Here is a 21,050-nt window from a genome sequence, read left to right on the forward strand (position 1 = left end):
ATCAAAAGCCACCTTCTGGATCACGGCGATGTTGGAAATCCCGGAAGATCGATGCGAGCGCCATCGTCTGTTCAAGGCGATCGACGATGCCTTCAAGGCTGGCGATTTCGAGGGGCTCGGCAAGGCCCTGGGCGGTTCGCCCGGCTGGTTCGACGAACGCATGCCGTTCGAACTCGGCCTCGGGCATCCGCTGGAATATGCGATCTATTGGAGCCCCGTCCGCTTCATCTCGACCCTGCTGGATGCGGGCTCGGATCCGAATTACGGGGATCATGGTGGGTTTCCGGCCATCGTTGCGGCGCTGTCCACTGACCGGGCCGACCGACTGGAAATCGTCCAGCTGTTGATCGAGGCTGGCGCCGATCCCAACATGCGGGGCGTGAACGACTGGACGCCGCTTCACTATTCGGTGGCCATTCGTAGCGCCGACGCGATCCGCATGCTTTTGGCGGCGGGCGCCGACCCGACTCTCGAAACCCGTATCGATGACTACAGCACGGCTATCGAGGAAGCGGACATTGCCGGCTTTGAAGCCGGTGCTTCATTGCTGCGCGATGCGATGGCCAGGCGTGGCACCAACGGGCGATGAGTGGGCGCTGAAACCGCAGGCCCACGGATCGACCAAAGCTACCTCAGACCTTCTTCAGCCCGGCCTTGAAGCGTTTGCCGTTGGCGACGTAGTGCGCGGCCGAGCCGCGCAGTCTTTCGACGGCTGCGTCGTCCAGCACCCTGATCGCCTTCGCCGGCGAGCCCACGATCAGCGAATTGTCTGGAAATTCCTTGCCTTCGGTGACCAGTGCGCCGGCGCCAACCAGCGAATTCCTGCCGATCCGGGCGCCGTTCAGCACGATGGCGCCCATGCCGATCAGGCTGTTGTCGCCGATCGTGCAGCCATGCAGCATGGCCCGGTGGCCGATCGTGCAGCCTTCGCCGACGGTCAGCGGAAAGCCGGGGTCGGTGTGCATGACCGTGTGTTCCTGCACATTGGTGTCGGCGCCGATGACAACAGGTTCGTTGTCGCCGCGAATGACGACGCCAAACCAGAAGCCAGCATTGCGGCCGACCCTGATATCGCCGATCAGCGTCGCATCGGGCGCGATCCAGTTTGTATCCGCATCCGCGAAGCTGGGCTCTGTTCCGTCGATCGCATAAAGCGGCATTGTCGGCCTCCGAATCGTCTCAGATGCCGGACCCTAAGAGACCGATCGTCCATGAGGCAATGGCAAGCACGACGATGCCGAGCGCCAGGGACCAGGCAATCGCCGTGCAGCCGCACGACAAGAGCGCCATCGTCGAAATGCGGTTTTCGCGGCGGGCATCAAGGGCATCGTTGACCAGCATGAACGGTCCGGCGCCAGCGGTGGCCGCCAGCGAGCGCAGCACATGCGCGGGCGACACATAGGGCTCGGCGAAGGCGACCTTGCGGCCCGACACCAACTCCATCGTCGAGCCCGTCAGCCCGCAAACCGTCAGGCCGACGAGAAAAGCAAACAGGAAGAGTTCCATCTCAGCCATCTTAACCATCCATTTACCATGAAATCGCACAGTCGTTTCAGGAAGGCTGCAAGGGCCGTGCCGCGCGATGTGTGCCGCCTAGGGACACAAGACGGGCGGTTGGTGATGAGGACCGAGATGAAGCAGGCAGCGATCGCCGACGGCCCTGAACTCACCGTGGTCGATTCCACGCTGATGAAGCGGGTCTTCTATGCCTTCGCCGCACTTGCCTTGCTGTCGGTGGCGATCAGCCTTGGCGGCAAGTGGTTCGGCCATACCATCGCCATGGCCGGATATACCGACGACACGACGGTGCGTCGGGTGGTGATCGGCAACAATGTGATTTCCGTGCCGGCCAATTTCATCCGTTTCGACCAGGCCCGGCGCGACGGCATTGCCTCACGTCTCGACCTTTATCTGCGCTATCCCCAGATGGACGGCTACAGCGAAGCGGCGCGCGATGATTTCAATCATTCGGAAGCCAACAGAAGCATCATCTTCCTGTCCTTCGAGCAGCAGATGATGTCGCGCGACATGAGCGGCCGGTTCGCGCCGATCTACAGCGCGCTGATTGTCCAGCCCGGCATTCCGGGACCTGGCGGCACGACGGTCTACGGTTTCAACGACAAATCAGGCTATCTGAACGAGGTGCTGGTGGTCGGCAAGCGCGTGGGCAAGGATCCCTTCGTCGCCCGCTGCCTGAGCGGGCCGAGTGCCGGGCAATCGCTGGCGCCCTGCGAGCGGGACATCCATGTCGGCGACGATCTCAGCCTCACCTATCGTTTTCCCAAGGAATTCCTTGACGATTGGCAGGCACTCGACGCGGCGATGACAGCAGAGGCCGGGCGGATATTGAAGACCGGACACTGAGAGATAAAGGCAGGCCGCGCCAGGGCGCGGCCTGCCTTTTGATCGCGGGCTCAGCCCAGATCGATGTCGAGGATCGCCATCGAGAAATTGTAGTCGCCGTCGTCCTCGTCCTTGAAGACGATGCCGAGGAATTCGTCACCGACATAGACTTCGGCGGAATCTTCCTTGCGCGGCCGTGCCTTGACCTCAAGCTTGGGGTTCTGGAAGACGCGCTTGAAATAGGCGTCCAGCTTTCTGATTTCGTCCGGCTTCAACAGTCTTCTCCGATCATCGGGCTTGCTGGTTTGAAGGGCGCTTCTGGCACGTCGACAATGGCGATGTAAAGGCAAGCCGGCCGTATTGCACCGGAAGCGGCGGCGCCGCCGGGCAAAATCGCAATGACGCCGGACGACGCGCCGGCGCGTAAATCAGATATCGAAGCTGACTACCTGGTCCATCGACTGCGATGGCAGAAGCTGGTCCATCTGGCGGGAAGGCTGGTCGCAGCCGGTCTCGCCGACGACGCGGGCCGGCACGCCGGCAACCGTCTTGTTGTGCGGCACGGGCGACAGCACCACCGACCCGGCGGCGACCTTGGAGCAATGGCCGATCTCGATATTGCCGAGGATCTTGGCGCCGGCGCCGATCAGCACGCCACGGCGGATCTTAGGGTGGCGGTCGCCACCAGCCTTGCCGGTGCCGCCGAGCGTCACGCCGTGCAGGATCGACACATCGTCCTCGATGACCGCGGTCTCGCCAACGACGAGGCCGGTGGCGTGATCGATGAAGATGCCCTTGCCGATGCGTGCGGCCGGGTTGATGTCGGTCTGGAAGACCGAGGACGAACGGCTCTGCAGATAGAGCGCGAAGTCCTTGCGGCCCTGGTTCCACAGCCAATGCGCCAGCCGATGGGTCTGGATGGCGTGAAAGCCCTTGAAATAGAGCACCGGCATGATGAAGCGGTCGCAGGCCGGGTCGCGGTCGTAATAGGCCTGGATGTCGACACGCACGGTCGTCGGCCAGTCCTTGTCGTCGGCCAGCATCGATTTGAAGGTCTGGCGGATGAGATCGGAGCCGATATCCTGATGGGCAAGCCGTTCGGCGATCCGGTGGATGACCGCCTCTTCCAAGCTCTCCTGGTTGAGGATCGTCGAATAAAGGAAGGCGGCGAGCAAGGGGTCGCGGTTGACCGCGTCCATCGCTTCGTCACGGATCGAACGCCAGATCGGATCGACCGGCTGCAACGCGCTGTGGCGGGAAATGCTGATGCTGTTCATCGACGTTTCGTCCTGCGTCCTGCTGGCTTGCCTGTTTTCCGGCCGCACATATAAGCCAGATCATAGCACGATTGAACTCAATTTTCCTTAGTGCTGTGTCAAATGGATTTGGTTCGCGGGAATTCAAGCCGCCATGGAAAACGAACCCTTGATCGCCGAGCCGCCGGAAAGCGGCCTTCCGCGCCTGGCTGCCGGGCGCGTGTAGAACGATCCGGTGGCGGGCTCTAGGTCAGCGCGGCGCCGATGACGCCGCGCTGCAATGGACGCCGTTCAAGTCGGCAGCGGCGTGCCGGCCTGTTCAGCCACCATATATTCGGCATACCAGTCGGGCCAGTTCACATCGTGTTGTCCGCCCGTCCGTTTCTCGTGTTCGCCATGTGCGGCCGCCGCACGCCGCAGTGCCGCCGCAAGCTCGCCGGACGACGTAAAAATCGTGTCGCTGGCATCCACGCGTCCAGGCAATCGATGGGTGATTTCCTGTAGTATGAAGCTGTTGCCATCCGGATCGCTGAACGTGACGTAGGATGAATAGCTGCGCCCTTCCGGATGCCGGCCGCTGATCGGCGGCTGCCCGGGCCCGGCGCGATGAAACACCTCGCTCGCCTCGACGCCGCGCGCCACAAGTTCGGCATGCGCCGCCTCGATATTGGACACCACGAGATAGAGCCCCTTCGCCGAGCCTGGCGCGGCTGATGTCAGGCCTTTGCCGAAATGGATCGAGCACGGCGAACCGGGCGGCGTGAATTGCACGACCCGAAACGCATCGCCGACGACGAAGTCGGCGTCGAGTCGCCAACCGAGGCCGCCATAAAAACGCTTGGACCGATCGGCATCCGCAACGGCAATGATGACGGCCTCCAGCTTCATGTCGATCGTCCCCGGTCTCGGAGTCTCGGTGCTGGGCGTATTGGTCATGTCAGCCTCCCTGGGTTGGATATTTCTTGGACTGGCAGCATTCCTCAGAGCCACGGCCCATGCAAGGTTCGCAGTGATTGGTTCTTTGACGCCGAGGGGCTGAGATCGATTAACTGGACGGATGATAAAAATGAAAGACCAGCCCTTGATCGACACGGCCCTGAAAGCCGAGCTTTCGGCGCTCTATAGCGCCGGAGATCGCCACTACCACAACCTCGCCCATATCGAGGCGATGCTGGCGCTCGCTGGCGACTATCGGGCGCTGCTCGGCGACGCGGAAGCCGTCGAAGCAGCGATCTGGTTCCACGACGCCATCTACGACAGCAAGGCCAAGGACAATGAGGCCAGAAGTGCCGCCCTTGCCGAGGAAAAGCTCGCGGGCCGTACCGATGCCGGGCGCCTGGGCCGCATCAGCGCGATGATCGTCGCCACCGCCACACACCAACTGCCTCGGTTCGACGACGCGCCGGCCACGCGCGACGCCAGCCTGTTCCTCGATATGGACCTGTCGATTTTGGGTGCCGCGCCGGAGGGCTTCGATGCCTATGAACGCGCCGTCCGCCGCGAATATAACTGGGTGGAGGAGCCGATGTGGCGCGCCGGACGGGGTGCTGTGCTCAAGGATTTCCTGGCCCGCCCGCATATCTTCCACACGCAGGAATTCCGCCAGCGCTTCGAGCCGCAGGCCAGGCTGAACATGGCTCGGTCCCTGGAGGCGCTCGCTATGGGCTAGGGGCGATCAGGTGAAGGCGCCTATCGTCGAGGCCATTGCCGCCGAGAAGGCGGCCAGCCGTGCCTCTTCTCCATTGTGCCACTGTTGCCCCGGCCAACCGCTCAAAGCGGATATTCAGCATAAAACTCCAGCACGCGTTGCTTGAAGGTCTTGTCCCCGACCGCCAGCATATGGTCCCTGCCCTCGATATGAAAAGCCCTGGCGTTCGGCATCAGGGCGGCAAGCTCGTCCGGCGAGCCGCCAATGTCATCCGTGGTGCCGACCGCGACCAGCGTCGGCTGGGCGATGCGGGCGATGTCCTGCTCGCTTAGCAATTCGCGCGATTTGGCGATGCAGGCGGCGAGCGCCCGACGGTCGCTACGGGTCTGGTCGGCGAAGGCGCGGAAAGAGCGGCCGCGCGGATGGGTGGTGGCCGTCGGATCGTCGGCAAGCAGGGCCGTCGGCAATCGGATCCCAATCGCCGACGCCGTCGATCATGCCGATGCCGAGGCCACCAAAGACCAGCGTCGCCACCTTGTCCGGATCGGACAGCGCCAGGAACGCCGCGATGCGCGCGCCCATCGAATAGCCCATGACATGGGCCCGTTCGATACCGAGATGGTCGAGCAACGCGGCGGCATCAGACGCCATTTTCGCCGGTGTATAATCGGCCTCTTCATAGCTCTTCGATGACGAACCGTGGCCGCGATTGTCGAAGGCGATGGCGCGATAGCCGGCATCGTTGAGCGTCTTGAACCAGCCGGGCGATACCCAGTTGACATAGTGGCTCGAGGCGAAGCCGTGGATCATGAGCACGGGATCGCCCTCGCCCGAGGCAGGCTGGCGGTCGAGGAAGGCAAGATCGAACCCGTCATGGGAAAAAAACTGCATCGGAAGGCTATCCCCGGCGCTCAGTTGGAATCGACGTTCGGGGAATCGCCCTTGTCCGACGGTGGTATGCCAGGGCCAGATATTGTGCCGACGGCCGGATGGCGCAACAGGTCGCCATATTCGATGCCGAATTTGGCGGCGGTGCCAGCCTTGAGCTCGAGCACAAAGCGCACGGGTACGCCGGGCGAGATGATGGCCTGGGATTGCGGCTCGCCATGCTTGACGGCCCGGATCTTGCCGTCCTGGCCGACAAAGATCAGGTCAAGCGGCATCGGCGTGTTCTGCATCCAGAAACTGACCTGCTGCTGTATCTCGAAGACGAACAGCATGCCGTGATCGTCCGCCATGTCCTGGCGATACATCAAGCCGGCTTCGCGCTCTGTATCAGTGTCGGCGATTTCGATCGAAAAGGAGCGATTCCCATCTTTCGTCACAACGACCAGCGGCGTCGGGTCGACCGGAAGGATCATCGCCCGGCTGTCGGCCGAGGTCGGCCGTTCTGAATAGAAGAAGGCGCTTGCGGCCGCGATCACGGCAACAATGGCGCAAAGCACGCCCGCCGTCAGCCAGTTCCTGTGAGCCATCCAAAATCCTCGACCGGAAATCGTCCTAGACCATGATCCCGAAAAGTGGAACCGGTTTCGGACAAGATCATGGTCAAACAAAGAGGAGGTAGAACCTGAACCATCTCGATTTATCGGGATGGGTCGAGTTCTAGTGCGAAACCGGCAAGGTGCCCATATCGGGGTGAATTTCGGCGGCCATAAGGCCTTTGTCGCCGCGCCCGAAACGAACAAGCACGACCTGCCCCGGCCGAAGCTCGGTGATGCCGTAGCGGCGCAAGGTCTCCATATGGACGAAGATGTCCTCAGTGCCTTCGCCACGCGTCAGGAAGCCGAAGCCCTTGGTGCGGTTGAACCACTTGACCAAGGCGCGTTCGAGCCCGCTCTCCGGCGTCACCGCGACATGGGTGCGCTGCTCCTGCATTTCCGCGGGATGGACGGCTGTCGTGACATCCATGGAAAGCACACGGAAGGCCTGCAGCCCGCGATCGCCCTGCTTGACAAGGCAGACCACGCGCGCGCCTTCCAGAGCTGTCTGGAAGCCGTCCCGCCGAAGACATGTCACATGGAGGAGGATATCGCCCGAAACACCGTCATCGGGAAGGATGAACCCGTAGCCCTTGGCCACATCGAACCACTTGATGGCGCCGGCAATTTCGGTCAGGTCGGCGGCATCGCCGCCTTCGTCGCGCTTCAAGGCGTCGCCAAGGGTTCCGGCCCGCCCCGTCAAAGAGGCCTTTTCCCCCATAAGAATGCCCCCTTTTTGCAAGAACACCGCAACTGATTCTTGACACCAGATTAACACCGCGCCTTCCGGTGTGTGCAAGACCTGCCGTGCCTTTTTTCACGGTTCATTGCGGGAATACCGGATTTGTTCTTTGCCGGCATCGCCGACCGCGGGCGATTGCCCTTTCGCCGGGCCGACCCTATGTTGCGCCGCACCCCAACAGATCGAGGAAAACTCATGCGCTATCTGCACACAATGGTCCGCGTCGCCGATGTCGATGCCTCGCTCGACTTCTACTGCAACAAGCTCGGGCTGAAGGAAGTTCGCCGCTATGAAAACGAGCAAGGCCGCTTCACGCTGATCTTCCTCGCCGCCTCCGAAGACGAGCAGAGCGGCATCAACGACAAGGCACCTTTGGTCGAACTGACCTACAATTGGGATCCGGAAGACTACAAGGGCGGGCGCAATTTCGGCCACCTCGCCTATGAGGTCGATGACATCTACGCGACCTGCCAGCATCTGATGGACAATGGCGTCATCATCAACCGGCCGCCGCGCGACGGCAACATGGCCTTCATCCGGTCGCCGGACGGCATCTCCATCGAGCTTCTGCAGAAGGGTCCGGCCAAAGCCAAGGCCGAACCCTGGGCGTCGATGGCGAACACCGGAAGCTGGTAGCAATCACGCCATCTTGAAGCGCGGCGGCCGGGGTAAAAGCCGGCCGCCTTTGCCGTTTCGCGCCACGCCACCTATCTGACCAGTCATCACGCCTGGCCGGCAGGCCAGCGCCCAGACCAGGAGAAGTCATTCATGCCATCCAGCCATGCCGACATCGCCACCGAGAACGCCAGCCGCTACCTACAGCAATTGTGCAAGCATTGGGCACATAAATTCCCGGTCGAATTCGATCCCACCCATGGCGCCATCGACCTGTCGCTCGGCCGCACGGTCATGGATGCCGATGCGAGCACGCTGCACATCACGGTGTCGACCGACGAGGCGGGTTCGCTCGAGCGCCTGGAAAGTGTTGTCGCCGATCACATCAAGCGCTTCGCCTTCCGCGAAGAGCTGACCTTCGACTGGAAGCCGGCCACGGCGGCGTAATCGGCCTAATTTTTATCGGCCTGCCCGGCCATCTCCAGCAGCGCCAGCACCGAGCGCCAGTTACGCGCGGTGCCCGGCACCTTCAGAACGCGCGGAATGAGGTTGGCAAACACCGATTTGCCGAGCCCGTCCGGCGCGCTGAGGTAGAGCACATCTCCCTTGACTTCGAAGCGTTCGGGGCCGGTGCACTTTTCACCCAGTCGCGCCACCTCATCGGCGGTCGGTTCACGCTCCAGCGCATAGGCATGGAGCTTGGTGTGGTCAGCCGCTGCTTCCGGATAAGGATTTTCGCTCACCAGCCGTTCGAACCAGGAGAGATCGCGCACCATGATGCGCGAATGAAAGCCCCATTTCTTCTCGAACGCCGCTTCGATCTGTCTGGTCAGCGCGGCCGCATCGCCCTTGCCGGCGCGGAACACGACATTGCCGCTTTGCACATAGGTGGCGACGTTGGAAAAGCCGATATCCTCGAAGAACGATCGCAGTTCCGCCATCTTGACGATGCGGTTGCCGCCGACATTGATGCCGGAAAACAGCGCGATGAAGACCTTTGCGCTCATATGATGAACCCCGCCAATGTCTCGTTGTCGGTGATGTCCTGATACTGGACGCCCTCGGCCTCGAAGTTTGCCTTCAACAGGTCGAAATTGCGGCGGTCCTTGGTTTCGATGCCGATCAGCACCGAGCCGAAATTGCGCGCCGACTTCTTCAGATACTCGAAGCGTGCAATGTCATCGTCCGGACCCAGCATTTCAAGGAAGTCGCGTAGCGCGCCCGGCCGCTGCGGGAAGCGGATGATGAAGTATTTCTTCAGGCCCTCGTAACGCAGCGCCCGCTCCTTGACGTCCGGCAGCCGCTCGAAATCGAAATTGCCGCCTGAAACCACGGCGACAATGGTCTTGCCGCGGATTTCCTTCCTGGAAAAATCCTTCAGCGCGTCGATCGCCAAAGCGCCGGCCGGCTCGAGCACGACGCCTTCGACGTTGAGCATCTCGATCATGGTCGCGCAGAGCCGGTTTTCCGGGATCAGCCGCACCGTGTCGGCGGCAAACTCCTTGAGGTATCGCAAGGGTTCGCGGCCGATCTCGGCGACCGCGGCGCCGTCGACGAAGTTGTCGACCTTGGCGAGCTTCAGCCGTTTTCCTGCAGCAAGGCTGTCATGCAGGCTCGGCGCGCCGGCCGGCTCGCAGAAGACGAAACGCGCTTCGCGACCCTGATCGGCGAAATAGTGGGTGACGCCGGCAGCGAGCCCGCCGCCGCCGACCGGCAACATGATGATGTCGGGCATGCGTGCACCCGGCATCTGGTCCGCGATCTCATAGGCTACCGTCGCCTGCCCCTCGATGATGTCCTTGTGGTCGAAGGGCGGCACCATGTGGGCGCCTGAGCTTTCGGTGAATTCGAAGGCGGCGCGGTAGCAGTCGTCAAAAAAGTCGCCGACCAGCCTGATCTCGACGAACTCGCCGCCGAACAGCCTGGTCTTGTCGATCTTCTGCTGCGGCGTCGTCACCGGCATGAACACCACGCCCTTCTTGCCGAAATGGCGGCAGACGAAGGCAAAACCCTGCGCGTGATTGCCGGCCGACGCGCAGACGAACAGATCGGCCTGATTGCCGGCAGCAAGCGCCTTGCGGAAAAAGTTGAAAGCGCCACGGATCTTGTAGGAGCGCACCGGCGACAGGTCTTCGCGCTTCAGCAGCACCCGCGCGCCGGTCTTTTTCGACAGATAGTCGTTTTCCTGCAGCGGCGTTTCCGGAAAGATCTGGCGGATCGCGGCGGCTGCGGTAGCGACGCGGGAGGAAAAACTGGTCATCGGAAAGCCACCTTGTGCCGCATGTCTCGTATAGATCCCTGTCGTCGATCTGGCTGCTCAGCGTCTGTTTGTTGCATCCTGATCCGGCGCGATCGATTCTGCCTATTGCATATCCGGCCCCGCAACGCCATTGTCCGGCCCTTCATGCCCATGCGCAAAGGGCATTTCGCAGTATTCTTGCAAGCACTTGGGGGCGTTTGTTCATGCCTGTCGCATCGGTCGGCCTGAAATCCATGTCGCTGCCGGAATTCGGCGAACCGACGGTGATGCCGCTGGTTGCGCGAAGCACCTATGAAGCGCGCATCGAAGCGCTGATCGCGCGCGGCGCCAGGGCCGGCTTCGATGCCCTCGCCGTCTATGGCGACCGCGAACACGCCGCCAATGTCGCCTATCTCTCAGGCTACGATCCGCGCTTCGAGGAGACATTGCTGGTCATCGCTCCCGGCAAGCAGCCAAAACTTCTCGTCGGCAATGAGGGCTGGGGCTATGCCGAAATCTGCGACGGCCCCTACGAGCGCGTGCTTTACCAGACCTTCTCATTGCCGGCGCAGCCACGCGACCGCTCGGACGCGCTGCCCGACATCCTTGCCGGTTGCGGCCTGAAGCCCGGCCAAAGGATCGGCGCCATCGGCTGGAAGCTTTTTGGCGCCGGCGACGCCGGGTTCGATGAGACCACGCTCGACCTGCCCTCCTTCATTGCCGATACGCTACGTACGCTTGTCGGCGACAAAGGCGCGGTCGTGAACGCCGCCAATCTTTTGATGAACCCCATCGACGGCCTGCGCGCGATCAACGAGGCGGACCAGTTGGCCAGCTTCGAGTTCGCCGCGACCTTCACCTCGCAAGGGTTGCGCAATGTCCTGCAGGGCATCGAGCCCGGCATGAGCGAACTGCAGGCGGCGCGGCTGATGGGCATGAATGGCCTGCCGCATTGTTGTCACCCGATGCTGTCGGCGGGAAAGCGCGCCGCCTATGGCCTGCCCAGCCCTCGCCTCGACATCATCCGGCGCGGCGACCCGATCACCATGGCCTATGGCATCCAGGGCGCGCTCAATGCCCGTGCCGGCTTCCTCGCCGAGGATGCCTCAGAGTTGCGTCCTGCTATCCGCGACTACGTCGAAAAGCTGGTCGCGCCGTATTTCGCGGCGGTTGTCGACTGGTACGAAGCGATCGGCATCGGCACGACGGGCGGCGCGTTGTGGAAGGCGGTGCAAGACCGCATCGGCGATCCGTTCTTTGGCGTCACCCTCAATCCCGGCCATCTCGTCCATATCGACGAATGGATGCATTCGCCGGTGTTTTCCGGCTCCGACATCAAATTGCGATCTGGCATGGCGTTGCAGGTCGACATCATCCCGGCGACCGGCAGCGACTATTTCACCACCAACATTGAGGATGGCATCGCGCTCGCCGACGAGGCGCTGCGCGAAGAGATTGCGGCACGCTATCCCGAAGCCTGGAGCCGCATCGAAGCGCGCCGCGCCTTCGTGGCGGATGTTCTCGGCATCCGCCTCAAGCCGGAGGTGCTGCCTTTCTCCAACATTCCGGCGTTCCTTCCGCCATTTTGGCTTTCGCGCAACAGTGCGATGGCTGTAACCAGGCGCTGACCACATTTCGACTGGACACGACTTAGTTCTGCCGCACTCTCCCTGTCCGGGAGGTGTCGCGGGGGTGGATGGGCCTTTTGGCCGGAGTGGAATTTCAGAAGTGCCTTTGAAGAAGATCGTTACCGTTTGTCTCGCCTTGCTCGTCGCCGGCTGCGCCGGCCCGCAAACGCAGGAATTGCTTGGCAGCGCCATCGTCGCCGCGCCGGTGACGGACATCGCCGGCAACCACTCGATCTTCATCGCCACGACGCGCAAGAAATCCGACGATCCCAACAAGGTTTTCGACGGCGAGCGCTCGGCGACGCTGAACTATGCCCGCGTCAACGTCACCGTGCCCGGCATCCACCAGACCGGCCAGATCGAGCGGCGCTCGCGTGGCAAGTCGGATGATCCGGCCAAATATTTCATGGCTTCCGAGGTTGTCGGCTACGACACGCAGCCGAAATTCTCCAGCGCGCTCAACGCCGATATCGCGGCGCGCGGCGGCCGCGTCATGGTCTTCGTGCATGGCTACAACACCGGTTTCGATGATGCGGTCTATCGCCTGACCCAGATCGTTCACGATTCCGGCTACCCCGGCACGCCGGTGCTGTTTTCCTGGGCATCGGGCGCCAAGACCACCGACTATGTCTATGACAAGGAAAGTGCCAGCGCCGCACGCGACCAGCTCGAAGTGACATTGCGCATGCTGCAGCAGTCCGGCGCGCGGCGTATCGACATCGTCGCGCATTCGATGGGAACCTGGGTGACCATGGAAACGCTGCGCCAGATGGCGATCAGCGGCGACCGTGATCTCGGCGGCAAGCTTGGCGACGTGGTGCTGGCCTCGCCCGACATCGATGTCGACGTATTCAAGAGCCAGATGCGCCGCTACGGCAAGCCCGACAAGCCGTTCATCTTGCTGTTGTCCGACGACGACCGCGCGCTGAGGCTGTCCGGCCTGATCGCCGGTTCGCGGCCTCGCGTCGGCGATTACAAGGATGCCGCCGATCTTGCCTCCTATGGCGTGACCGTGGTCGATCTCTCCAAGGTCAAAGGCAGCGACAGCTTCAACCACACGAAATTCGCCGACAATCCGGAACTGGTGAAGATGATCGGTCAGCGGCTGCGCGAGGATGACGGCTTTGCCAGCGACCGGGATGTGACCGACCGCATCGGCCTGCTCGGACAGTAGATTCAGCGCCACGGGTTTGCCATGCCAATCCAGCCTTGCGGAGGCCTTGGTCCACTTTGAACTGGACCGAGCCCGTCTCTGGCCTTATCGGAATGACTGGTGACGTCATGCTTTTGACGTCCCCCTTTACGGGAGCCGACGCGTGACCGTGCGTTTGAAGAGTTTCGTCGTCGTGTTGGCGCTCGCAATTGCCGGCTGCGCCGGCCAGAACACGCATGATCTTCTCAACAAGACGACGGTCTCGGTACCAGCTTCCGACATCGCGGCCACGCACGAAATTTTCGTCGCCACCACCCGCCGGCAGGCGACCAAGGATCCGCGTCAGGTATTTGACGGCGATCGCTCGTTGACCACCAGCTACGCCCGTGTCGACGTCACCGTGCCGAAAGTCCACCAGGTCGGCGCCATCGAGCGGGCCAAGGGCTCGGCCAACTCGAACCCGGCCAAGCAATTCACCGCCACCAATGTCGTCCATTATGGCGACGCCCCGCAATTCGCCAAGGCGGTCGGCGCCGACATCGCCATGCGCGGCGACCGCGCACTGGTCTTCGTGCATGGCTTCAACAACGGCTTCGACGACGGCATCTACCGGCTGACGCAGATCGCTCACGACACGAAATATCCGGGCACGCCGGTGCTGTTTTCCTGGGCGTCGAGCGCCAAGACGACGGGCTACATCTACGACAAGGACAGTGCCAACGCTGCCCGTGACGACCTCGAGGCGACGCTCAGAATGCTCGCCAAGACGCGGGTCAAGAGCATCGACATCATCGCTCATTCGATGGGAACCTGGCTGACGATGGAGGCGCTGCGCCAGCTCGCCATCACCGGTGACCGCGATCTAGGCGGCAAACTCGGCTATGTCGTCCTGGCTTCGCCCGACATCGATGTCGACGTGTTCAAGAAGCAGATGATGCGTTACGGCAGGCCGGACAAGCCGTTTGCCGTGCTGCTATCAGGCGATGACCGGGCGCTCAAACTGTCTTCACTTATCTCCGGCGACAAGCCACGTGTCGGCGACTACGGCAATGCGGCCGATCTCGCCAGCTACGGCGTGGCCGTGGTCGACCTGACCAAGGCCAAGGGCGGCGACGGTGGCCTCAACCACGCCAAATTTGCCGACAATCCGATCCTGGTGCAGTTGCTCGGCGACCGCCTGCGCACGCCGGCTGGCCTGGCTGCCGATGAGGACCCCGCACAGCTCAACAATCTCGGCCAAGGTCTTGGCAAGGCCGTCGGCTCTGTCGCCGAGGTCGTCATCACCACGCCGTTCAAGGTGCTGACCATCGCCACCGGCGGGTGAGCAAAGGATGCGCTTGCTTTAGGTACACTACCACCCGCAGCCGCTTGCAGGCCGACATATCCGAATATCGACATACCTAGACGAACAGGTCGACTTTCTGGAACGTCGTCACGTCGATCAGCCCGACGTCGGAAATCCTCAGTTCCGGGATGACCACCAGCGCCAGCAGCGAATGCTGCATGTAGGCGTTGTTCAGGGAACAGCCCATCTTGCGCATCGCCTCGGTGAGTTTTTCGGCCTTGGCGGCGACGATCTCGGCGCGCTCGTCCGACATCAGCCCGGCGATCGGCATTTCGACCAGCGCCAGTTCCTTGCCCTTGGAGAACAGCACGACGCCGCCGCCGACTTCGCCCAGCCGGTTGACCGCCAGCGCCATGTCCTGCTTGTTGGTGCCGACGCAGATGATGTGGTGGGCATCATGCGCCACGCTGGAGGCCATCGCGCAATCGCCCATATAGCCGAAACCGGAAACGAAGGCGTTGGTGACGCCACCGGTGCCCCGGTGCCGCTCGACCAGCGCGATCTGGCAGACATCGTTGCGGCGATCCATGGCGACCAGCCCGTCCTCGACTGGCAGATCGGCCTCCAGCGCACGTGTCGGCGCCTGGTTCTCGATGACGCCGATGACCCGCACCCGCACCTCGTTGGCGCCCTTGGGGGCCGCAATGTCGAAATCGCGGGCCTTCAGCTTCTTGCCCAGTTTGACGGTGTTCTTCGCCGTCTTCGGGTAATCATAGGCGGGAATGTCGATATCGAGCTTGCCGCCCTTGGCCAGCCTGACGCCGCGCGCATAGACCTCATCGATGGTCATTGCGGCGAGATCGGAGACAATCAGCAGGTCGCCCAACCGCCCCGGCGCGATCGAACCGATCTCGCGTTCCAGCCTAAAATGCTGGGCGGTGTTGATCGTCGCCATCTGGATCGCCGTCACCGGCTTCAGCCCCTGTTGGATGGCGTGGCGCACCACCCGGTCCATGTGACCTTCATGCACCAGCGTGCCGGAATGGCTGTCGTCGGTGCACAGGATGAAGTTGCGCGGATCGATGCCGCCTTCGGTCACCGCCTTGATCTGCGAGGCGACATCGTACCAGGCCGAGCCCAGCCGCAGCATGGCCTTCATGCCCTGGCGCACGCGGGCGATGGCATCCTCGGCGCGCGTGCCTTCGTGGTCGTCCTCGGGTCCGCCGGCGACATAGCCGTGGAACGGCAGGCCGAGATCGCGCGAGGCATAGTGGCCACCGACGGTCTTGCCAGCCTTGACCGTCGCGGCGATCTCGCCCGACATGACAGGATCGTTGGCGGCGACACCGGGGAAATTCATCACCTCGCCGAGCCCGATGATGTTTTCCCAGGTCATCGCTTCCGCCACGTCGGCAACCGTGAGCTCGGCGCCGGCATGCTCCAGCCCAGGCGCCGATGGCACACAGGACGGCATCTGCACATGCACGTTGATGGGCATGGCCACCGCCTCGTCATGCATCAGCCGCACGCCCGGCAGGCCCAGCACATTGGCGATCTCGTGCGGATCGATGAACATCGACGTGGTGCCGTGCGGAATGACGGCGCGGCAGAATTCGGTCACCGTCACCATGCCGCTCTCGACATGCATGTGCGCGTCGCAGAGGCCGGGCACCAGATAGCGCCCGCCGGCATCGACCACCTTGGTGCCCTGGCCGATGGCGTGGCTGGCATTCGGCCCGCAATAGGCAAAGCGGCCGCCGGCAATGGCGATATCGGTGCCGGCGATGATCTCGCCCGAGTGAACGTTCACCCAGCGGCCGTTGCGGATGACCAGATCGGCGGGCTTGCGGCCCATGGCGACGTCGACCAGATGCGTCGCCATCTCGGTCCAGGGTTTTGGTTTGGCGGCACTGGCGGTCTTTGCAGTCGGCATCAGGCGATTCCTTCGGTTACGAACAGTCTCGCAAATGTCGGCACGCGTAGCCAGAGGTGACGACCGGCTTGAACGGCCTCACAATTGCAAGTCGACGGCAATGCCACGTTCCAGAAGCTTCAAACGCCCTGCGATACCGAGCGCCTTGAAGGAATTGGCAAGCTCGCTTTGCGTCTCGGTGAAATGCTGCCAACCCTCATTGTGGATCGCGATGATCGTCGCATCGGAGAAGGCATTGGCCGCCTCGATCGCGTCATTACTGTCCATGGTCATATGGAAGGCGCCGCGTGGCCTGGCCGAGCCAGTGAAAAGGATCGCGGCCCTGACGTCAAAACGGCGCGCGACTTCGGCCACGCCGTCGAACCAGACAGTGTCGCCTGAGATGTAGACACTCGGGCCACCTTCGCTATCGAGTGATAAGACGAAGCCGACAACATCGCCGCTGATCGGCTCAATGCCATGTGGACCGTGCCGCGCGGGCGTGGCCGTCACACATAGGCGCCGGCCATCCGATACATCAACTTCAACGCTCTGCCAGGGAGCCAGCCCCTCCGTCGAGCCGCCCAAGCGCCCTGCACCAACCTCGGTCGTGAGCACTCGAGAGGCGCGAGGCAGGAATGCACGACCTGAATGATCGAGGTTGTCTAGGTGCTGGTCATGGCTGAGCAACACCAGATCGATGGGCGGCAAACTGTCGATACCAATGGCCGGACCGGATTGCTTGACCAGCCGGACTGCGCCCGCGTCATAAGCTTGGGGCACGTCGAAAGTCGGATCGGTCAGAAAGCGGATCCCGGCGATCTCGATGAGCGCGGTGGGGCCGCCGATCAAGGTGATTGTCATTCTGTCAGGCCCGGACACGTCCACGATGAAATGCTCCTTCAGTTTGCCGCCCGGACTGATATCGGGAGAGACGAACAGATATCCAAGGACCAGTTTGCGGACGGCGATTGTTTCACCCGCCCGGTTGCTCGGCTCTCGCATCGACCGTAACGCTGACACCACCGGATGAGATCTTTTCGACGATCCGCTCGAGTTCGCCCGGCGCGAATGTTCCGCCGACCATGATCTCGCCACCGATGATCGGCTCCATCAGCCGCGGCGACATCACCACGGCGCCGTCGATGCTGAGATCGACCACCTTTCCGATGTTCACCCTGGTGAAGTCAGCGAACGCCTTTGCACTGTCCGCTGTCATCTTGAGGCTGAGCACCATCTGCCCGGACGCTTGATCGGAAACAACCGCTGCCTTGGCAATGGCGAGCGTCAATGGCTCGGCCATGGCGAGGCCGCAAGCGAGCAGCACGATGGCTACTGCAGCGATGAGACGAGCCGGGCTGTTCATCAGGATTTTCCCCTGCAAGACGCTCATCTTGCATGCTGACATTCGCCCGACAATGTCAGCTGTCGTCGGCTTGCAGGCTGCCGTTCGGCGAGCGGCGCACGGCCGCAGCCAGAAACAGGTTTCCGTTTCGTCGCAAAACGGTCTACCTTGGCTCCCAAGATTTTCCGACTCTTCGCTCGGGGAGTTCGATGTATCGCCTTGTGGTCGCAAGTGCCGGTCTTCTTGCCGTCCTGTCCGTGCCGGCTCTCGCAGCCGACCCGACGGCCGATGTGCCGATGACCGCGCCCGGCTTCGACTGGACAGGATACTATGCCGGCCTGCAGGCAGGATATGGCTGGGGCCGGTCCGATATCTCAGGAAATGACGGCGGACCGTTTTCTGTCTCGCCCGACATTGACGGCGGTTTCGTCGGCGGGCACGTGGCCGGGCTGTGGCAATTCGACCAGGCGGTGATCGGCGCAGAGGCCGAGCTCAACTATTCCTCGATCGACGGCACGGCGGAACTCGGCGGACCCGGAAATGTCGTCGGCACCGACATCAAATGGTTCGGTTCGGTCAACGCCAAGGCCGGATATGCGATGGATCGTGTGCTGGTCTACGGCATAGGCGGCGTCGCCTTCGCCGGTATCGAGACCTCGCAATCAGCAGGCTCCGCCTTCTCCGAGACGCGCACCAATGTCGGCTGGACCGTGGGTGCCGGCGTCGACTATGCGCTGACCGACAAGTTCGTCGTCGGCGCGCAGTATCGCTATTACGATTTCGGCTCCGAGCACTACGATGGGTCCGCCGATTTCGTCGGCCGCGACCAGGATACCAAGCTGAACACCGTCGGCATCAATCTCAGCTACAAGTTCTGAACGCAGCCGACAGCGATCGACGAGCGACTGACGTGACCAGCAATTTCGATGAGAGGGGCGGCCGGCGCCCCCAGTGGGCGGGGGAATGGGTTGGGCCTGGTAGACGCCGGCCTCGGCGGATCAAGTCCGCCGTGCAAACACCCTACGCATTGCGCGCCGCCCGCTAAATTCCGCGATCACGCCAGTATCGCCGCGCCGTCTCCTCTGGGGTGGGCGTTCGGACAGCTTAAGAACACGACTTGACGGCCTGTGTCTGGCATCTGAAAAGGGCTGGCCTGCGGACGTGGCGGAATTGGTAGACGCAAGGGACTTAAAATCCCTCGATCTCTGATCGTACGGGTTCGATTCCCGTCGTCCGCACCAGCAAACGCATTCCTCGACTGAATGGGTACGCCACTCAGCCAAATTGCACAACTAGACTTCGAGAATGGGCGTGTCTGGCAAGAAACAACATCACATCCCACAGTCGTTGCAGCGCGGATTTCTTTTCGACGTGAAGGCCGAAAAGACCTATGTGCATCGCCGCGACGGCGGCATCTTTCCCGCATCGATTAGCGACGTGCTTGCGCAGCGCTACTTCTATTCGCGCTTGTCAAGCGACGGTAGTAAGACGCTCGACGACATGATCACAGTCTACGAAAACAGGTTGGGTGGCCTGTTGATCCAACTGCGCGCGATCCCGATCGATGATGAAGCGGATGCCGAATTAGCCGCAGAAGTCATCTCTCACCTAACGCCGCGCAGCGCGAACATGCGCCGCATTTTCAGCAGCGGCATGGAGCGACTCGTGACGGCGGTCGCGGAAGCCTTCGCGGATGAGGACACCGTTGTGACCATGTTGGGCTTAGCCGAGCCGGAGCCAAACCCCACATGGAACAAGCGCATTGAAGGGATGTTCGATAAAGAGCCACAACTGAAGACATTGCTCGACCTGTTGCCGATCCCGAAGAGCCTGCTCGACAGAGTGATTTTCATGGTAGCAAAAGAGCACTTCGTCGGAAATTTTGATGCCAATACGCTTGGTATCAGAGAGGTGCTCGGCACTATGCTGGAAGGTCTCGATGATCTAGTGCGCGAAGGCCATAACAAAGCGCTAGTAAGGGGTCGATTGCAGAATCTCGCAAGACTTCTCTAGCGGCGCTTCGGTGGCATGTTCTCGCCGCCCCCCCGGAGGGCGCGGTTCTGCCTGATTGCGTGGCGCTTGGCGTTGATGACGAGGGAGGAGCATTTCTTCCCTACATGATGACTAACACGCAAACAGTTTCCACTGTTGTCATGCCGATCACTTCACAAAGGCTACTGGTGGGTGTTCGACCCGGACACGTCATGCCCGATCTTACCAATTTCAATTGCGACGCGGCGGCGTGCAGCGATGAGCTTTTTATCACCGCGTCGTCAGCGCCGATCTTTGCAGAGCTAAGTGCGAACATGGGCGGGCGCTGGATAGGTGAAATCGATGCTGTCATTCAGGGCGCTCTGAAAGAAGTGCTCCCCAACAAGAAGTCGGCGGGAACCTGGGTCGCAGAGCCCCTCCCGGTGCCGCCGCTGAGCTATCAACTGTCCTTTGCTGGCCTCGGCAACGAAGAAGATATCGCGCTGCTTAGTGAAAAGACGCAGCGGCTTGTCTCGCAACTTCGGCCCTTGTTCGACTTAGACCGATTGGACGGTATCACCTTCGCAGCGGACTCTCAGGCAGCACTCACAGAAATGGAGCGCGGGTTCGACGTCGATACGACCCCCGAAGGAATACCCGACCGCATCGCGAAGGGAGCCTCCACCGCCTTAGTTGTGCGCGAAGGCGTCACCAAGGTGCGCATCGTTTTGAACGCCGCCTACGGCCTATCTCTTGTCGGCGAAGAGGCGCAGGACGCGGAAGTGGCGCTCCATCTTCTTGTGGCGGGGCTGGCTCAGGCTTGCACGCTGAGCCAGATCGAGAGGGCTCTGCCCGCCTTCCTGATGGAACCTGTCATGACCAGCCATCATGACGGCGTCCTGCATTGCCGGTTCGTAAAGCGCTACGCGCCTATCGCTATGCGCGCGACAGCGCTAAGTTTGGCGCGGACGATCTGGTCGAACAGGAATTCTCGAAATACCTAATCGGATCATTTGACGTCGCCTACGCGAACATCCAGAACGCGAAGGAAGAGCACGCGGCCAACGAAAATTTTTCCAAGCTATTTGAAACCGCACATGATTCGGCGTCCAACGTTCTGATTAGCGCGGCGCGATTGGTCGGTCACCGTCATGGCACGGGCAACATGGAATTCCCTACCGCCGAAACCGATGTGGGTGCTGCAATCGCTGCGCGGCAACTCACTAGTTGGATCGAGGTATTCTCCAAAGACCTTCAACGCTTCTGGCAGAAGGAGACATGGGTCCGCGCCGACTTCTACGCCCTCAACATTCACGCCGAGCGGGTATTGTGGGCGAGCCGAGTCTTTCTTTGGCCTAGTCCGAGCGGTCAAGGAACGATGATCCTGGCAGAGCCGTCGCCGGTACCCGCAACTTAGCTTGCACGCGGAAAC

General features: G+C 61.9%; 24 protein-coding genes, 1 tRNA gene and 1 pseudogene. 13 read left to right on the forward strand and 13 right to left on the reverse strand.

Features of this window, described 5'->3' with window-relative positions; translation table 11 throughout:
- The first annotated feature begins 28 nt into the window (after nucleotides 1–28).
- Nucleotides 29–589 carry an ankyrin repeat domain-containing protein gene (locus AC0V8S_RS25095; RefSeq protein WP_475434068.1) on the forward strand — a complete coding sequence of 187 codons (561 nt, stop codon included), beginning with the start codon at nucleotides 29–31 and terminating at the stop codon, nucleotides 587–589.
- Nucleotides 590–632: 43 nt separating this feature from the next.
- On the opposite strand, the gene AC0V8S_RS25100 is transcribed toward AC0V8S_RS25095, so the two are convergent.
- Both AC0V8S_RS25100 and AC0V8S_RS25105 read right to left on the reverse strand, forming a co-directional pair.
- On the reverse strand, nucleotides 633–1,160 hold the full coding sequence (locus AC0V8S_RS25100) for a gamma carbonic anhydrase family protein (protein ID WP_183458787.1): 528 nt from the start codon (nucleotides 1,158–1,160) through the stop codon (nucleotides 633–635).
- Nucleotides 1,161–1,179: 19 nt separating this feature from the next.
- Complete coding sequence (locus AC0V8S_RS25105; protein ID WP_095204502.1) at nucleotides 1,180–1,515, reverse strand: DUF6949 family protein; 336 nt, start codon at nucleotides 1,513–1,515, stop codon at nucleotides 1,180–1,182.
- A 117-nt stretch (nucleotides 1,516–1,632) separates the two neighbouring features.
- Between AC0V8S_RS25105 and AC0V8S_RS25110 the strand changes: the two genes are divergently transcribed.
- Nucleotides 1,633–2,364, forward strand: a complete 732-nt coding sequence (locus tag AC0V8S_RS25110) for a hypothetical protein (protein WP_475434070.1) — start codon at nucleotides 1,633–1,635, stop codon at nucleotides 2,362–2,364.
- Nucleotides 2,365–2,414: 50 nt separating this feature from the next.
- Here the strand turns inward: AC0V8S_RS25110 and AC0V8S_RS25115 are convergent, their stop codons facing one another.
- The 3 genes from AC0V8S_RS25115 to AC0V8S_RS25125 all read right to left on the reverse strand — a co-directional run bounded on the left by AC0V8S_RS25115 (nucleotide 2,415) and on the right by AC0V8S_RS25125 (nucleotide 4,487).
- On the reverse strand, nucleotides 2,415–2,618 hold the full coding sequence (locus AC0V8S_RS25115; RefSeq protein WP_019857879.1) for a DUF3126 family protein: 204 nt from the start codon (nucleotides 2,616–2,618) through the stop codon (nucleotides 2,415–2,417).
- A gap of 153 nt (nucleotides 2,619–2,771) precedes the next feature.
- Nucleotides 2,772–3,620 (reverse strand): serine O-acetyltransferase, encoded by an 849-nt coding sequence (gene cysE / locus AC0V8S_RS25120; protein WP_475434073.1) that lies wholly within the window; start codon nucleotides 3,618–3,620, stop codon nucleotides 2,772–2,774.
- Nucleotides 3,621–3,890: 270 nt separating this feature from the next.
- On the reverse strand, nucleotides 3,891–4,487 hold the full coding sequence (locus AC0V8S_RS25125) for a VOC family protein (RefSeq protein ID WP_475434075.1): 597 nt from the start codon (nucleotides 4,485–4,487) through the stop codon (nucleotides 3,891–3,893).
- 178 nt (nucleotides 4,488–4,665) lie between these two features.
- Here AC0V8S_RS25125 and AC0V8S_RS25130 point away from each other — a divergent pair, with 178 nt between their 5' ends.
- Nucleotides 4,666–5,268, forward strand: a complete 603-nt coding sequence (locus AC0V8S_RS25130) for an HD domain-containing protein (RefSeq protein WP_475434077.1) — start codon at nucleotides 4,666–4,668, stop codon at nucleotides 5,266–5,268.
- 101 nt (nucleotides 5,269–5,369) lie between these two features.
- On the opposite strand, the pseudogene AC0V8S_RS25135 reads toward AC0V8S_RS25130, so the two are convergent.
- From AC0V8S_RS25135 to AC0V8S_RS25145, 3 genes and pseudogenes are all read right to left on the reverse strand, one after another.
- Nucleotides 5,370–6,138, reverse strand: a pseudogene (locus tag AC0V8S_RS25135) (alpha/beta fold hydrolase).
- 20 nt (nucleotides 6,139–6,158) lie between these two features.
- Nucleotides 6,159–6,722, reverse strand: a complete 564-nt coding sequence (locus tag AC0V8S_RS25140; protein ID WP_475434079.1) for a DUF192 domain-containing protein — start codon at nucleotides 6,720–6,722, stop codon at nucleotides 6,159–6,161.
- A 130-nt stretch (nucleotides 6,723–6,852) separates the two neighbouring features.
- Nucleotides 6,853–7,449, reverse strand: a complete 597-nt coding sequence (locus AC0V8S_RS25145) for a cold-shock protein (RefSeq protein WP_032920553.1) — start codon at nucleotides 7,447–7,449, stop codon at nucleotides 6,853–6,855.
- Nucleotides 7,450–7,665: 216 nt separating this feature from the next.
- On the opposite strand from AC0V8S_RS25145, the gene AC0V8S_RS25150 reads away from it, so the two are divergent.
- Nucleotides 7,666–8,106 (forward strand): VOC family protein, encoded by a 441-nt coding sequence (locus AC0V8S_RS25150; RefSeq protein WP_183458779.1) that lies wholly within the window; start codon nucleotides 7,666–7,668, stop codon nucleotides 8,104–8,106.
- Between the two features lie 132 nt (nucleotides 8,107–8,238).
- Nucleotides 8,239–8,532, forward strand: coding sequence for a DUF2218 domain-containing protein (locus AC0V8S_RS25155; protein ID WP_183458777.1), 294 nt, complete (start codon nucleotides 8,239–8,241; stop codon nucleotides 8,530–8,532).
- Nucleotides 8,533–8,537: 5 nt separating this feature from the next.
- On the opposite strand, the gene AC0V8S_RS25160 is transcribed toward AC0V8S_RS25155, so the two are convergent.
- Nucleotides 8,538–9,092 (reverse strand): DUF1697 domain-containing protein, encoded by a 555-nt coding sequence (locus AC0V8S_RS25160; RefSeq protein ID WP_475434081.1) that lies wholly within the window; start codon nucleotides 9,090–9,092, stop codon nucleotides 8,538–8,540.
- Nucleotides 9,089–10,345 carry a threonine ammonia-lyase IlvA gene (gene ilvA / locus AC0V8S_RS25165; protein ID WP_183458773.1) on the reverse strand — a complete coding sequence of 419 codons (1,257 nt, stop codon included), beginning with the start codon at nucleotides 10,343–10,345 and terminating at the stop codon, nucleotides 9,089–9,091. Before ilvA ends, AC0V8S_RS25160 begins: the two co-directional genes overlap by 4 nt.
- A 203-nt stretch (nucleotides 10,346–10,548) precedes the next feature.
- Between ilvA and AC0V8S_RS25170 the strand changes: the two genes are divergently transcribed.
- From AC0V8S_RS25170 to AC0V8S_RS25180, 3 genes are all read left to right on the forward strand, one after another.
- The gene (locus AC0V8S_RS25170; RefSeq protein ID WP_183458771.1) at nucleotides 10,549–11,952 is read left to right on the forward strand and encodes an aminopeptidase P family N-terminal domain-containing protein; all 1,404 of its coding nucleotides are present in this window, start codon (nucleotides 10,549–10,551) and stop codon (nucleotides 11,950–11,952) included.
- A gap of 100 nt (nucleotides 11,953–12,052) precedes the next feature.
- Nucleotides 12,053–13,126 carry an alpha/beta hydrolase gene (locus tag AC0V8S_RS25175; protein ID WP_475434084.1) on the forward strand — a complete coding sequence of 358 codons (1,074 nt, stop codon included), beginning with the start codon at nucleotides 12,053–12,055 and terminating at the stop codon, nucleotides 13,124–13,126.
- 142 nt (nucleotides 13,127–13,268) lie between these two features.
- Nucleotides 13,269–14,429, forward strand: a complete 1,161-nt coding sequence (locus AC0V8S_RS25180; RefSeq protein WP_475434086.1) for an alpha/beta hydrolase — start codon at nucleotides 13,269–13,271, stop codon at nucleotides 14,427–14,429.
- Between the two features lie 76 nt (nucleotides 14,430–14,505).
- Here AC0V8S_RS25180 and ade read toward each other — a convergent pair whose 3' ends face one another.
- From ade to AC0V8S_RS25195, 3 genes are all read right to left on the reverse strand, one after another.
- Nucleotides 14,506–16,323 carry an adenine deaminase gene (gene ade / locus AC0V8S_RS25185; protein ID WP_475434088.1) on the reverse strand — a complete coding sequence of 606 codons (1,818 nt, stop codon included), beginning with the start codon at nucleotides 16,321–16,323 and terminating at the stop codon, nucleotides 14,506–14,508.
- Nucleotides 16,324–16,401: 78 nt separating this feature from the next.
- Nucleotides 16,402–17,166 carry an MBL fold metallo-hydrolase gene (locus AC0V8S_RS25190; RefSeq protein ID WP_475438693.1) on the reverse strand — a complete coding sequence of 255 codons (765 nt, stop codon included), beginning with the start codon at nucleotides 17,164–17,166 and terminating at the stop codon, nucleotides 16,402–16,404.
- Between the two features lie 112 nt (nucleotides 17,167–17,278).
- Nucleotides 17,279–17,668, reverse strand: coding sequence for a SecDF P1 head subdomain-containing protein (locus AC0V8S_RS25195; protein ID WP_475434090.1), 390 nt, complete (start codon nucleotides 17,666–17,668; stop codon nucleotides 17,279–17,281).
- A gap of 188 nt (nucleotides 17,669–17,856) precedes the next feature.
- Here AC0V8S_RS25195 and AC0V8S_RS25200 point away from each other — a divergent pair, with 188 nt between their 5' ends.
- From AC0V8S_RS25200 to AC0V8S_RS25220, 5 genes are all read left to right on the forward strand, one after another.
- On the forward strand, nucleotides 17,857–18,525 hold the full coding sequence (locus tag AC0V8S_RS25200; protein ID WP_475434092.1) for an outer membrane protein: 669 nt from the start codon (nucleotides 17,857–17,859) through the stop codon (nucleotides 18,523–18,525).
- Nucleotides 18,526–18,802: 277 nt separating this feature from the next.
- Nucleotides 18,803–18,888, forward strand: a tRNA-Leu gene (locus tag AC0V8S_RS25205).
- A gap of 70 nt (nucleotides 18,889–18,958) precedes the next feature.
- Nucleotides 18,959–19,660, forward strand: coding sequence for a hypothetical protein (locus AC0V8S_RS25210; RefSeq protein WP_475434094.1), 702 nt, complete (start codon nucleotides 18,959–18,961; stop codon nucleotides 19,658–19,660).
- Between the two features lie 191 nt (nucleotides 19,661–19,851).
- Entirely contained in the window at nucleotides 19,852–20,622 is a 771-nt protein-coding gene (locus tag AC0V8S_RS25215) for a hypothetical protein (protein ID WP_475434096.1), read from the forward strand.
- Nucleotides 20,523–21,035, forward strand: coding sequence for a hypothetical protein (locus tag AC0V8S_RS25220; RefSeq protein WP_475434098.1), 513 nt, complete (start codon nucleotides 20,523–20,525; stop codon nucleotides 21,033–21,035). The genes AC0V8S_RS25215 and AC0V8S_RS25220 overlap by 100 nt, the downstream gene beginning before the upstream one ends.
- Nucleotides 21,036–21,050 lie beyond the last annotated feature (15 nt).

Source organism: Mesorhizobium oxytropidicola, assembly GCF_056174625.1.